The sequence below is a fragment of the Spiroplasma sabaudiense Ar-1343 genome (genome assembly GCF_000565215.1).
Taxonomy (GTDB): domain Bacteria; phylum Bacillota_I; class Bacilli_A; order Mycoplasmatales; family Mycoplasmataceae; genus Spiroplasma_B; species Spiroplasma_B sabaudiense.
Genome location: NZ_CP006934.1, coordinates 961946 through 976625 on the forward strand (window position 1 = coordinate 961946; position 14680 = coordinate 976625).

The window sequence follows — 14680 nt, forward strand, 5'->3', positions numbered from 1 at the left end:
CTTAACTATCCTTTCACTCCACCAGAAGTCATTCCTGAAACAACAAATTTTTGTAGCACCAAGAACAACACTCCAATCGGAACTGCCACTAATGTTGACCCAGCAAAGTAGGCTCCATAATTCATTAGTCTTTCACTATTGATAAACATATTTAATCCCACCGCGACAGTATAATCTTCTTGATTTCTCAAAATTAAAGAAGGTAAAATTACATCACCAAATGGTCCGATAAAAGACATCAGTGCTATTAAAACCAACATTGGTTTACACAGCGGAAAAATAATATTTAAAAATATTCAAAAGTGAGAACAGCCATCAATCCTTGCAGCATCATCAATGTCTTGGGAAATTGAATCCATATACCCTTTTAAAATAATTGTATTACTTGCAACTCCACCACCAACATAAATTAATAATAGCGTTGCAATTCTTGGCATATTAAATGCGTTATTTAACAATTCGGTAAAAATATAGAAAACCAGTAGCGACGTAAATACTGGAACCATTTGAGATACCAATAGGGCAATTAAAAAACTTCTTTTACCTTTGTATTTAAATCTACTAAACGAATATGCGGTAAGTGATATAATAAATATCGTTATTATCATTGTAAAGAACCCGATTATAATTGAATTTAACAATCACTTTAAAAATAATGTTTGTTCAAACAATCTTCGATAATTATTAAATGAGAACTCAAAATTTTGAATGTCTAAAATAACTTTTTGATTATTTAAATTAAACCCTTGCTGAATTAATATTACGATTGGAAAAATAATTACCAAAGCTCATAATATTAAGACAACATATCTTATTATTAGCCCAATTCATTCAACTGGGGACATTGGTGGTAAATCTGATAAATGCACCTTTACATTCATTTCGGTAATGTTTGAAAACATTTTTTCAATCAAATGATCTTTCATAAAATAGAGACTAGACTTTAAACTATCTAAAATTAAAATCATTGTGCTTGAAAAGTTATTGTAGTTCTCAGAATTAACAACTCCATCATTTTTTTTATTTTTTAAAAATGTTTCAGCTTCTAATTTTAATAAATTGTATTCAGCAATTAAAATTCCAATTTTTGAAAAATTAATAAAGTTGTTTTGGTTGCTGGTCAAAGTTGCCAATTCCTGAGAATATATTGAAAATACGTTGCGACTAATATTTCAATAAGTTTTATTATTGCCTTTAACTAATTCATATTGAGAACTGATAAAAATATTTTCAATTTTTTTATTTTTCAATTCGTAGGCATTTTTTAAATTACTATAAAATTCTTTTGAGTAATCATAGGCGTATTTTAGGGCGAGACCCTTCAACAGTTCATAACTTTTGGTTACACCTTTGCTCTGTTTATCTCTTTCATAAGAAAATGAAAGTGCTGCAAATTTTAATGACAAATGATAATCAGAGTTGTTTTCTCAATTATAATTTTTTACTAGATCATTTAAAATAAGCAAAGCTGATGTGTTATAGTTTCAGTTTTTATCTTCTTTTTTAAAACAACTAATTGCTGCTGCAATATCATTGCGGTCAAAATTTATTTTTTCATTCGAATTAATGTTTAAAAAGTTTTGTCCTTTAATTTCTTTTAGGATTGAGGAAACTGCAAAAATTAAATTATCTGGAATAGTTTTTTCAGTTTTTTTTGATTTAGCATGTAATGCCAAATTTTGTTGATTGAAAGTTTGCACTATGAGGTTCCCCCTTTAACTGATTTGGATTTCAGCAGCACTCCAACCGAGATGGCTACAATAACTCCTGAAACTACAATATTTAATACCGAAGCTTTAGCAACCTCTCCTCCTTGAATTAATTTGAAGATTAGCGATGCAACTGTGTCAGTTGTTCCAGCTCCTCCAAAAAGAGTCGAGTTAACATCGTATGGTCCCCCATCAAGATACAGATAAATAATACTAAAGTTATTAAAGGCGCCAATAAATTGGCCAATTAAAATTGGAGTCATTTGGAAGATAATCAATGGGATTGTTACCTTTCAAGTTTTTTTCAAGGAGCTTGCTCCATCAATTTCTGCCGCCTCATAAAGATCTTTTGGAATCGATTGTAAAATACCGGTAATTAAAACAAAATTAACACAATAACCCATTCAAGTTTGAATCATTAGTAAAGATATTTTTGCATATAGCGGACTAGTTTGGAAATCATCATTTCCAAAAATATTACTTAAAATACTTCCTGGCATAAACATAACTTTGAATAACAAAATCGAAATGAATCCTGGAATCGCTCACGGCAGAATATAAACTAATCTAAATAAAATTTTTCCTTTTATTCTTTGGTTATTTACTAAACTTGCTAAGATAAATGCTAGAAAGAATGCGGCTGTGGCATTAAATACTGTTCAGATGGCAGTTCATCCTAAAACCGAAACCATTGTATTGGTTCAATCACCATTAAAAACAATTTGAAATTGTTCTCATCCAACTCACTCAAAGTTTGATACGTTATTGGGGCCATAGTTGGTAAAAGCTAATAAAATAGTTGTAATGATTGGTACAAAAATAATAAACATTACTAATAGAAATGCTGGAATAGATGTGGCGATTGGATAACCCTCATCTTTGAAATAGTTTTTAGTTTCCAATCATGATTTAACACGTGCTCCGTTTTGTTTTGCACGAGCCACTAAATATGATTCTCTAGCAGAAACAATAATATATATAATGGCAAAACTTAAAAATAATACTCCAAGCGCTCCTTCAATAACAAAGTAGCGAGCGTCTCCATTAGATCAAAAGTATTCTGAATTACCTAGAGTAATTAATCCCAAGATTCCATTACCCTCAATATTTCCTACACCAAAAGCATAGGCAACCAGTAATCCAATCACAATAGTTAGACCGTACATAATTAAACCCTTAATGTACTGTCCGTTATAGATTTGTCCGGTTCCAGGAATAATGAAACCCAAGAAACATGCAAAGAATTTTTTTCACTTAGCTTGTTGAACTGGTATTCTGCTTGTAGCCTCTGCATTTTTTGAAACAAGAATAAGTTTGTCATGAGCTTGTTCTTGCTTAAAGTCATTTTTAATTTTTTTAATTTCTCATTTTGCTAAAAGCACTTTGTTTGAAAAAATAATTGTTTTTTTATCAGAAATATATTTATTTTTCAAGTCTGTTCTTTTAGTTTGATACGCTTTGAAATTAATTGTTTTTTTTAGCATACCAAAAAAATTATTTTTAATATCATTGTGGTATTGTTTTTTTAATTCGTTCAAGGCTTTTTTTTGAAGTGTCTGACTTTCACTATTAATTGTGGTTTTTAATTTTTGATAATTTAAAATACTTTCACTTAATTTATGATCATATTCCGCTTTTTTAATAATATAAGTTTTTAAAAATTCAATCTTATTTTCTGCAAACGCCTGTTTTAAATATCCATCATATGAAAATTTTTTTTGAATCTCTCCAAGAATTACTTTTTGTTCACAAATTTTTATTTGTTTTTGAAATTTATCCATTTGCTGGAACTCTGCACTTTTTAAATAATTTTTAAATTCGGTTTTTTTTAGTGAATACTCTTGTTTAAAAACTTTAATTTGAGTTTTTGGAACGTTAACAAACTCGTTTTCATATCAATTTCCATTAGCAGCAATTAGTAATTGGTTCTCAACTCTTTGCTTTTGAGAGTCGCGATATCTGTTTTTGACTTGAGCGATGCTCAAATTGTTTGATTTTTTTTTGATTTTAATTTTTTGTTGCGTTGGTTTATAACCATAGTCAACAATTAATTCCTGACGTCTTTTCTTATAATATTCCATTTTACTTTTATTTTTTTTGATATTTTCTTTATGAAAGATGTTATCAAAAAAATAATATAAATTTCTTTGTAGATTTCTCGTAATACTAAACTCAGCTAATTTAAATTTTCTTTCATCTTTTAAATTTCTGACAAATCCTTCATAATCATCTTTTAAAACTTTTATATTTGCTTTAATACTGGCATCTTTTGATAAAGACTGTAAATCGGATTTTTGAAATTTTTTAATTTGCTCAATTTTTGCAGAAGTCATTTGGCACCTCTTTCTATAATGAATGTTTTTCCTTTTCTCTCTGGTACATTAACATTCTCTTATTAACATTTAGTAAATAAAATAAATAAATAATTAGAATCATTACTAAGACTCCTATTATTAAATTTAATATTCTGATAAATAATAAACCTTGGAAAACAAATAAAACACCGACTGTAAATAGAGTTCATATTGCCAATCAAGTGAAACAGAAGATAACTCCAATTGGTCGTTTCTTTGTAGCACGATAAATATAAAAGATAAATATAAAATCAATAAAACAATTTAATAAATACGAGGCAATCGCAAAAACAAATACTTCACGAGCTTTAGCTATTTCTTCATTGGTTGAAGATTCACCTTTGATTATGGCATCAAGATTAAAGATATTAGAGAACAAAATTACACTCAACAAAATTATATTGACCAAGACCGCTACTAAAACTGTTGTAAGTAATCATTTTGGTACAAAAATTTTGCTGTTCTTTTTAAAACTTTCAAAATTACTAATTGACCGTTTTTTAATTTCTCGCAGCTCTTTTTTTTGAGCTAATTCCATTTTCTCACCCCATTTCTTTTAAATTATTAAACTATTTTTTACCAAGTTCATAATTTAGTTGGGTTAATATTCTCATTAGATTTTCACAAAACTCTAAACGTTTTTCTTGATACTGGCTTGATTTTTTGTAATCAATTGTTGTATCGGTAAGCTTTCCATAAATTGCTTCGAAGCTAGCATCTGACATTTTGAAAGCTTGATTTAAACTTGGTAACATTGCATTATTTCCATGTCAGTCATTGTTGGTAGCAAAATCATATGAAGAAACATTTGGAGCCATTGAAAGAGTTGTATTTGAAGAAGCGTACAGGACACTGGCTAATTGAATTTGATATTTTTCTAACCGTATGATGGCAGCCTTTTCTTCTTTTTCATTGTTTTTACCTTCAAAGTTAGCTACCTCATCAATGGCTCTAGCAAATTTATTGTCTGCTATTTCTCTTAGTTTATTTTCAAAAATTTCATTCTTAGTTTGGCTATCATCAATAATTGCTAATTTCGAAGGGACTTCTAAACTTTTTGTAAATGATCTTTCAAAATTTCATTGTCCTCCATCTTCGGAATGAACAATTTTAGTGTCTCCAGATTCATTAGTTTCTTCTTTGGCCCCAAACATAATTTGCACAAATCTTTGGGCTGCTTTTAGCCTTTGTTTGTTTGAGCCCAATCGGGAATTAAAGACGGTCATTCCACTACCTGCAGGAGCTAGTCATTTTCCAATGTCTTGTTCATCGTATTTTTGAAATTGCTCTGCTTCTTGATTTTTATCAAACAATTTAATAAATTCTAAGGGCATATAGTCCATTTTGGTAAATGATTTAAAGCCCCCCAACATATCAAAGTAGCTACTTGGTTCATAATTAATTCCAAAAGCTGATACTTGTTCATTATTAGTAATCCCACTACCCCCTGACAGCATACTTCTTTGAACTCCAGCATTTAAACTTGGGTGGTTTAAATTTAAAAATGAAGTATTTGCAGTTGTGCCTGTTAATGTTGTCTTAGCAACTTTAATTTGTTGAGAGTAGTAGTCAAATCATTTTCCCAATACTTCATGAGCACTTGTTGTGAAATATTTATTTGAAAAGACACTTGAATATTTTCCTTCGCTAGAATCATAGTAAGGGAGGTCGGAATTGTTTAGTCAGTTAACCCCGATATCTGCTGCTTTGTAAACCTTCCCATCGATTTGATCACTCATAATATTTGAATAAACTGGGTACATTCATCACATTCCGCGGTCAAATAATGATGAAATGGTTTGGTTTTCTGTTGCTGCTGATATTTCAGTTAATTTATTGATTGAAACATTGGCATTATCAACTCACTTGATTTCACCTTCATCGCCAAATTCAGATCCTGGTTTTACAAGATTTAAATTTTTAAAATTTCGCATCGACTCATCACTATTTGAAACTAAAGCACTTCCTCCCCCAACTCCTAAGTAGGTTGTGATTCCATATTGGGCAGGGTTTTTTTCACGAGCTTTTGGATTATTACTTTTGATTTTTGATGACTTAACAGCAAATGGCATAAAGTTAGATCATAAATCTGTTTGCGTTGCTGTTCCAGCATGCCATTTTTCCATCGCTGCTTCGGCTTGTTCACTTGAGTAGTTTAAATTTTTTAAAATTTCTCCCGCCTCAGGAATTGCATCAGCACCATCAAGTGGTAAAATATATCCCAAAGTCGCTAATTTAGTTGCATTATCAACAGAGACCAAAAATATGTCAGGCATGTTTCGTCCCGAGTTTCCAATTGTTTGCATTTCTGTTGCTAGTTGATTGTTGTCATCGTAGCGAATTCCTTTAAAATTAAAATCATCACCATAAATTTTTTTATACTCTTCTGCCGCATCGGTGTAAAGTTTTAATGTATTTTTATCTGTATGATTATCAACATAAGAATAATAAATAGTTGTACTATTGTTAACTCCACCACAGGCAATAACTGATAAAGTTGATGAAACTGTTAGAGCAGTTGAAGCTATAACACCTAATAATTTTTTCAAAATAATTATCTCCCTTCTTATTTGAGAATGTAACTTTTTATTTCATTTGGTTTAATAATATTGTTGAAGGTTTTAATTTTATTATCAAGTAAGTCAACCTCACCTTTAAAAATTTCAGTATTGATAGTTATTTCTTGTTCTGTGGGATTATATAGTCGAACAATGTCAAACTTTTGATTTCAACTTTTTTTAACCGTTGTCACCACTAAGTTGTTAATATCTTTTATGTCAACCAATGATAATTCTCTTTGATTAATTGAAGGAATTTTTCTTTGTGTCATCACAAAGGTGTCTCCTTTTCAATGAAAGACATTAATACTTTGAGTTTGATAATAAGTATTTGGCCAACACCACTCTTTAGATTTTTTGTTTTGGGCTGCAATATTATCTTCAATACTAATTGCAAATTCAAATATCAAATCAACTTTTAAATTACTTTCTGGAGTTGCATGCGGATAATCATCAACACCCGATGCTCGGCCCTTTCGATAAATTAAATGGCGGCGACCAATATATGAGACGGCCCTAAATAAAGTTAAAGCAATTGTCTCTTTTTCATGTCCAATGATTTGATATTCATTTGTTCCCTTGGTAAAGATAGCATGAGAAATTTCTTGATTTTTTAAGGCAACCATCGATTCCATCGCTTCAATTTCAATAGCAACATCGACTCATTTTTCAGCAATTGATTTTTTATGGCTAGGATTGTCGATTAGTCTTTTCACTAAAGCAAAACTTTGATCAGCATAAGAGTATTGATTATTTTTTACTTGCGTCGCGCTTAAAAATCTTCAACGAATGTCGGCTGCTTGATTTGTCATAGCTAATTTAAAGTTGATTAAGTCATTTTCTAAAATTATTTGCAACTCAATATTTTGTTTTACTTTATCTTCTGAATCCAACTGCTCTGGAACAAGGAAAGTTGAGTTGATAGTCATAATCTGAATATGGTTATTATTTTCAGTGGAAACTTCAAAATCTAACAGTTCTTTTATATCTGATGGATTGTGGTGTGAGGGTGAATAATCATATGTGTCTCCAGCATCAAATGTTGCTTCCAATTGAAACGCTTTTTGAATTGCCACATTATTTTTTTTGTTTAATAAAGTGAAATTCATTTTTTCATCAACACTAATTTTAAATAAGTCATTTTCAATTTCATTGAAGTTTTTATTATATTTTAATGCGAAGGTATTATTTTTTGACTCTTTTACTTTTAGAATTTTATATCCCAAACCTTTTACAATTTCGTTAAATTTTATTATAGTAGTGTATTTTCCTTTGGCGTTTTCTTCAAGAAGAATGTTAGTTGCATTAATGGGGCCTTCATCAACTATTTTGTCAGTTTCTTTATAGTCGCTTCCAAAAATATGACTATTTTCTTTTATTGAAAACTCATCATTGTTAAAGAATTTTTGAGAAACAACACTAAAAGATACTTGTTGATTTTCCTCATTAAATATTTCAAAGAAAGGATTTTTGGTATGAATTTCTAAAGTATTTTGTATTGTTCTAGTATATGGTGCAGTATTAAAAATAATTAAATTTTCATTACCCAAGCTCAAAGCATCACAAATTCTTTTTTTAATTAGGGTTGTTTGAGATTCAACAATCGCACTTGAAGCTTCTAAGCGATTTAAAATGCTACGATTTGTTTCATCGGTGTTACATCCTCCAAGACTGTCGTGGGCATGAGAAGCTACCAATTTTTTTGTAGCATCCAATAAAATTTCAAAAGGATATTCTCCCCCTAATCTAGAAAAGATTACAGAAAGTGGCTCTAATTCATTATAGATTTGGTACTCAACTTTTTTTGATAATTTTTTAATATCATATCGTGATGATGTAATAGTTTTATGAGCTCTTGCGTAGCGACCATTTCTAAATTCACCCTTAATAATATTGGCATTTTCCATCACCGCAGGATCACTTATCAAATCATCCATAAATTTTTCAAAGTCTGCTAAAATTCACTCATGAACAGAATCTAATTCGTTCATTTTTTCAACAATTTCTGTTCAACCCGAAACCATTGGCATTTGATCAGAACCTACAGGCATTAAAATACGATTATTTGAAGATGCGGCTTTAGTTTTTAAAAAATCCAGTTCTGAATCAGCAAAATTTATATAGTATTGCGCATGTTCTTTTGCTCGAGTTTTTGAATCCCACTCTTGTCAATTGTCTGACTTTGATCACTTTTTATTATATTGTTGTAATAAACCTCCCACACCAGTGAAATATCCATGCTTATAAAATGAATAGGTTGGGCATTTGGTTCCGTCATCAGCCTCTCAAATATTAAATAAATTATTATTTAATAGCTCATCGTCCCCTCCCCTTCAGTTAATTATTCCTTTATTTTGCGTTTTGGAAATAATTTGTGGCAAATTAGAATTGAAACCAAATGTATCTGGTAAATAACCAACTCTCATTGAACGACCTAATTTTTCACTGAGCTTTGTTCCGATTAGTAAATTTCTTACAATTGATTCACCAGTGGCATTAAACATATCTGTTTGGGTATATCACGGACCAACAACCAATTTATTTTCTTTAATAATTTTTTTAACTTTTCCAAGTTTTTGAGGAAAAAGGTTTAAAAAATCATCAACAACTGAATACTGAGCGTCAAATACAAAAGGGGCTTCGTTTTCGTTCCTTTCGTTGGCTTCTATAATTTGTTTCATGTTATCAACCAAATAAGCATCGCTGACTTCTTTGGTAAAATATCATTCCTTGTCTCAGTGTGTATGAGGAACAAGATATATCTTTCATTTTTTCAAAATATTTATCTCCTATCTTTTTTATTATAATTTAATTACTTATTTAGAGGACTCAATTAAATTGGTTTAGAATATTATTCCAATATATTGCTTTGTTTTAGAAAAATATATACTGTTTTTTGCAATTATATTATTGAAAAAAATTTATTATAAATAGATTTCATTTTGGTTTAAAAAATTTTCAAAAATTTAGACAACTTAATTGAACTTAAAACTTGTAAGATTTTTTAATCACAAATATTTTAAACTCAAGAGCTTTATAAATTAGTCCCGAATATTGTTTTGGGTGTGACTATTTTCTAAATTTTTCAAAAAAAAATGACTCCAGAAAGTCAATTTTGTACTAGTTTATAAAAAAATTATAGTGCTGTACTTCGTAATACTTTATTTTTTAAAAGCCTAAATCGACTTTAATGTCTTCACGAGCTTCTGGTGTTGCTTCAAAAAACATTTTTGTTTCTAGCTTAGCGTTGCTTGCCGCCACAATTGCTGGTCAAGTTTGAATTTGAGCGTTGAATTTACGAATTTCAGTATTATAAAATCTTCGTGCCGCTGCAATATTGTCTTCACAATCAACTATTGCTTTTTGTAATTCTTTTACTACTTCACTTGCTCTTAAATTTGGATAGTTCTCAAGCGCAATATTAACTTTTCCCAAATTAGTATTTATTTTATTTTCATATTCAGCAAAATCTTGGGGAGCAATTTTCCCCGAAGTTCTTAAACTTGTTACTTCAAGTAGTGTTTTATTTTCATAATTCATATAACTTTTTGTCGAATCCACCAATTTCATTAAAGTGTCGGCTCTTCTTCTAAGTTGAACATCTATGTCTGAAGTTGTTTCTTCAATTTTTTGTTCTTGACGTTTAAAGCTATTTTTTGTTCCAATGTACAACCACAAAGTTATGGTTAAGGTAAAGACAAAAGACATGTAAACTATGAATTTACCAAAGCGATTTGCTTTAACTACAATTATTTCATTTTTTAATTTTGGTTCGTGTGCCATATTTTTTCCTCAATCTAATTTTTTTAAATTGTGTTAACAATGTTTACTAATCCGGGAACACTTCCAATGTTTGAATATATTTAAGAGTGCTAAAAATATCTTTTGATTCTGAGGTTACTTTTTTGTATATTTCGTTGCTTATTGTTTTAATATTATTTCCCGGGGGAAGTTCTCAAATTATATATGTATCTTTATGTACTATCGCCCTATTTAGGACTTCCATAAAAATTGAATTGCGGTCCATAAATAAATACTTCACTCCAACCTGATCTTTATTTTTGTTAAAATCTAGCAAATTATTCATTTTTTTAGGACTTAAAAATTTTCTTGATAAAATTTGATTAGTTGAATAAACATTCGTTTGCTTGTTGAAATCATTAGATTCCAGTTCAATTTTTTCTATTCCTTTTTCTTTAAAAAAAGGAGACTTTGAATAATAAAAGTTTATTGGAGCTTCTACAACATCATATTCAAAATTTGCTACCATAAAAGTTTGAGTATAGTAATTGTAAATTCTTTGATTATTTTTTGAGACCGTTACCAAAGTTCTGGAGTTTACCACACCATAAGAAAATCCTTGATCCTCTAAATTAAAATTAACAAAGCTAGCCCCTGTTGTTTCAACACCTTTAACAAATGCTTCTACCTTAAAGATTCCTAGTTTATAAGTATCGGCGATTCTCATGTTTTTTATATATCCCTGAGTTATATTACTTAATTCAATATTAAAATACTTAACCATATTAAAATTTTCTTTCAAAGAATTTCTAAACTTCTTTTTTTTAGAATAATAAATTGACAGAAAAATAGCGCCAATAACTCCGCTTAGTATTATTAAAGATAAAATTATAGGATAAAGATAACCCAAAGATTTAAGGTCTTCTGCTAAAGCTATGAATATGATAGTTCCAAAAAAACCGATTCCAAATAATATATATGGTAAAACTGGATTTGGTATTTTCAGTTCCTTCTTGGTATTTTTAAAATATTCCTTGCAATCTTCTTCAATTACTTTTTTTAGGTCAACTTTTTCAAAATCTTCCATTTTACTCGCCTTTCTAAAAAATATAAATAATTTTTTAATGTTTTTGAATAACAGCTCTTTTTTAGACTGCAAATCGGGCTTTAATTTTTTTTAAAATACTATTCACACATTATTTTATTTTTTATTAACTCCCAAAATAATTATATCTTTAATAACGATATTTTGTCTACAAATAAAAAATTATTTAAAAATTATGATAGGCTTTGGTCAAATTTTTTTTAATGTAAAAAATTAAGTATAATTTATCAAATATTGGCGATTTAGATCTGCAAAAATAGCAATACAAAATTTTTAAGGTAATAAACTTAAAATTTTATAATAAATAAAAAAATAGCTGAAAAACATTTTTTCAGATTCTATATTCAGCTTATTAAAAATGTAACTTCAGTTATAAATGATTTATTTGTAGTACGACCAATTAATAAATTATATATTTTTAATACCGAATTCAAAAGGCTTTTATTATTTTTAATTTTGAACTTTGCATCATAAATCCAATTCTGAAAAATTTTTTAATAGCTTGAATTTTTGGATAGTTCATTAGCACCAATCAAATTGGAATCATTTAAAAATTTGCATTTTAATATTGTAAAATTCTGCTTCATATTTGAAAGTTTATATAGTTCTTTTACTTTTTTATTTAATAAATTTAAAAATAATTCATTTGAACTAATTGCTCCACCAATTAAAACTAAATCAGTATCAATGGTAAAAGAAATGTTTATTATTGATTTGGATAGTGAATAAATTTGAGCATTTACCAATTCTTTGGCATTTTCGTCTTTTAAATAAGATTCATAAATTTCTTTTCCGGTCTTTGTATTACCAGAAATTTTTTTATATCTTTTTTCTAATGAGTACATTCCAGATGTTTCAGAAAAATTTAAATATTTTTCATTTTCAATTTTTTCTAAGAAGCATCCTATTTCACCGGCCATTAAATGATTTCCCTTATGAATTTTTTTATTAATTATAACTGTCGAACCAATGCCTGTCCCAATTACCAATACAAGACCATTGTCTACATCAATAGCATTACCTTTTCTCATTTCAGCAATTGCTGCACACTTTGCATCATTTTCAATATAAACATTTTTATGAAATAATTCAAATAATTTCTTTTTGAAATTTATTTCATGATTTCTTTGAATTGCAGATAACCCTGACATTTCACCAGTTTCATTATTTATCAATCCAGGAAATGACAGACAAATATTATTGATGTTATTAATTTCAACTGAAGTCTTTATGTAATTAACAATTTTTTCAAATAAATTTTTGGCCGTTATTAGTGAATCATATTTAATTATATCTTTTTTAATAAATGCATCATTTTTAATAAATGCTACTTTGGTGGACATACCACCAACATCGAAACATAGATTCATTAGATTATTTTTTCCTCAATTCTAGTCTATAAGTAATTTTTTATTGAAATAAAAAATTAATTTGCTTTAAAGTTTTCATTAGCAAAATTCATTTTATTTTTTCCCTATTTTAAATTTGGTTCTCAAATTATTTCTTGAATACCATCGAAAAGCATAAGAGATCGTTATTTTATTTTTTAACTATAAATTTATTTTTGATAATTTTAATATTCAATTTATTAATTAAAGTTTTGTTGATCTTAAAATAAAAGATTTATTTTGAATATTTTTGATTTTACTGGGAATAATCTATAAATACGATTTTAAATATTTGAAAAATCAATATTGTCAAAATGTTCTGTGATTATTTCCGCACTTCAACCTAACTAAAAAAATTATTGTCAAATTTCATTAATTTATTTTGAATATTTTTTGCTTTTCTTTTATTATTTTCCTCCTGATATAATTATGAATAGATTTATTAATTTGTTGTATTGTTTTATATATTTTGGAATAATATTCCTTCACTAAAGATATTATCCAATTTTTTAAAAAAATTTTTTGACTTGATCAAAAAATTTTAAATTTAAACTTTATTAAAAATACTATCACGTTAAAAGCAACTCAGACAGCTTTAATAAAATAAAAGGTTATTCAAATAAAACTTAAAAAAATTTATGCTACTTACCAATGATTTTTTTATTTGGGTTTGTTAAAAAATTTAAATATCAATATTTGTTTTTGATTTCTTAATATTCTAAATAATTTTTTTGATTAGTTCATTAGGTATATCCTGAATAACTTTTGAAATTATTTCAGCTTTAGAAAATTTTTTTCAAAGTTCAATAAGTTTTTGTGATTCAATATCTTTGGGATTTAAGTAAAGTAGTGCATTTTCGAATGTTTTTTTTAAAAAATTATGGGCTAGATTATTTTCAATTGCAAAAGTTAAAGGGCCTAGTATTCTTTCTTTGAGTTGAATTTTTTGAATCGGATTTCTGCAAATTCTCTCCAAGTTATCAACTAGATATGGGTTTGAAAATCTTTTTAAAACTTTTTCGCAGTATTTTTTAACTTCTTTAATTTCAAAATTATATTTAAAACTAATTATTTTTCCGACCTCTTGCAAATAATTTTCAATGAACTTTAGTGTTTCGTTATTTTCTAATGCTTCTTTTAAAAAAGGAACTTTAAATTTATCAACTTGCCAACGATATCAACCAATTGATGCATGTGCGCCATTTAACAAACAAATTTTTTTATTTATTTCCCCATCAATATTGTTCGAATAAGCGACTGAACTCAATTTTTTAATAGTATCAGGTCACTGTTCAACATTTGCAACTCAAGAAAAATATTTTTCAACACTAACATCCAGACCTTTCTGAACTGAATTTGGAACAATTCTATCAACAACACAATCAACAAAAAAAATATTTTTTAAGTTTTCGGTTTGTTGACTAATCAATGTTTTAAAATACGAAGAAACTTTGTATCCGTTTTCACAACACATTATCACTAATGGATTTTTGCGACTTTTAATTATCTTTAAAATTTGAGGAATAATATATTTTAAGTTATTTTGCCCAATTGAAATTGTCAGAATACTATAATCTTCAAAATTGTTTTCAATATCAGAATTTAAAATTTCTTTAGTCGTAATTGCTGAAATGTTTTTAATCTCAATATTATTTATTTTTGTTCCCATCTCAATTACTTCATATTTTTTTTGTAAATTTATTTGGTCAACGATTTCTTGGTTTACATCAATAAATAATAATTTTTCAATCGCTTTGTCTTGAAATAATATCGGAGCAATAAAACCACGACCAATATTTCCGGCTCCAAAATGTATTGCTTTCAT

The 14680-nt window shown here is 28.0% G+C and carries 9 protein-coding genes; all 9 read right to left on the minus strand.

The genetic code is table 4. The features are described 5' to 3' along the window. Positions 1-5: 5 nt before the first annotated feature. Positions 6-1700 carry a sugar ABC transporter permease gene (locus tag SSABA_RS05030; protein ID WP_051464724.1) on the minus strand — a complete coding sequence of 565 codons (1695 nt, stop codon included), beginning with the start codon at positions 1698-1700 and terminating at the stop codon, positions 6-8. Then, a complete protein-coding gene (locus tag SSABA_RS04440; protein ID WP_025251388.1) occupies positions 1700-4042 on the minus strand; it encodes a carbohydrate ABC transporter permease in 2343 nt (780 codons plus the stop codon). The genes SSABA_RS05030 and SSABA_RS04440 overlap by 1 nt, the downstream gene beginning before the upstream one ends. 13 nt (positions 4043-4055) lie before the next feature. After that, entirely contained in the window at positions 4056-4601 is a 546-nt protein-coding gene (locus SSABA_RS04445) for a hypothetical protein (RefSeq protein ID WP_025251389.1), read from the minus strand. A 31-nt stretch (positions 4602-4632) separates the two neighbouring features. Beyond that, positions 4633-6612 carry a hypothetical protein gene (locus SSABA_RS04450; RefSeq protein WP_025251390.1) on the minus strand — a complete coding sequence of 660 codons (1980 nt, stop codon included), beginning with the start codon at positions 6610-6612 and terminating at the stop codon, positions 4633-4635. A 17-nt stretch (positions 6613-6629) separates the two neighbouring features. Further along, positions 6630-9398, minus strand: coding sequence for a glycoside hydrolase family 38 N-terminal domain-containing protein (locus tag SSABA_RS04455; RefSeq protein WP_025251391.1), 2769 nt, complete (start codon positions 9396-9398; stop codon positions 6630-6632). Positions 9399-9789: 391 nt separating this feature from the next. Further along, positions 9790-10404: a LemA family protein gene (locus tag SSABA_RS04460; RefSeq protein ID WP_025251392.1), complete on the minus strand. Its 615-nt coding sequence runs from the start codon at positions 10402-10404 to the stop codon at positions 9790-9792. Between the two features lie 46 nt (positions 10405-10450). Next, positions 10451-11449, minus strand: coding sequence for a DUF3137 domain-containing protein (locus SSABA_RS04465; protein ID WP_025251393.1), 999 nt, complete (start codon positions 11447-11449; stop codon positions 10451-10453). Positions 11450-11961: 512 nt separating this feature from the next. Further along, on the minus strand, positions 11962-12837 hold the full coding sequence (locus SSABA_RS04470) for an ROK family protein (RefSeq protein WP_025251394.1): 876 nt from the start codon (positions 12835-12837) through the stop codon (positions 11962-11964). Positions 12838-13573: 736 nt separating this feature from the next. Next, complete coding sequence (locus SSABA_RS04475) at positions 13574-14680, minus strand: mannitol dehydrogenase family protein (RefSeq protein ID WP_025251395.1); 1107 nt, start codon at positions 14678-14680, stop codon at positions 13574-13576.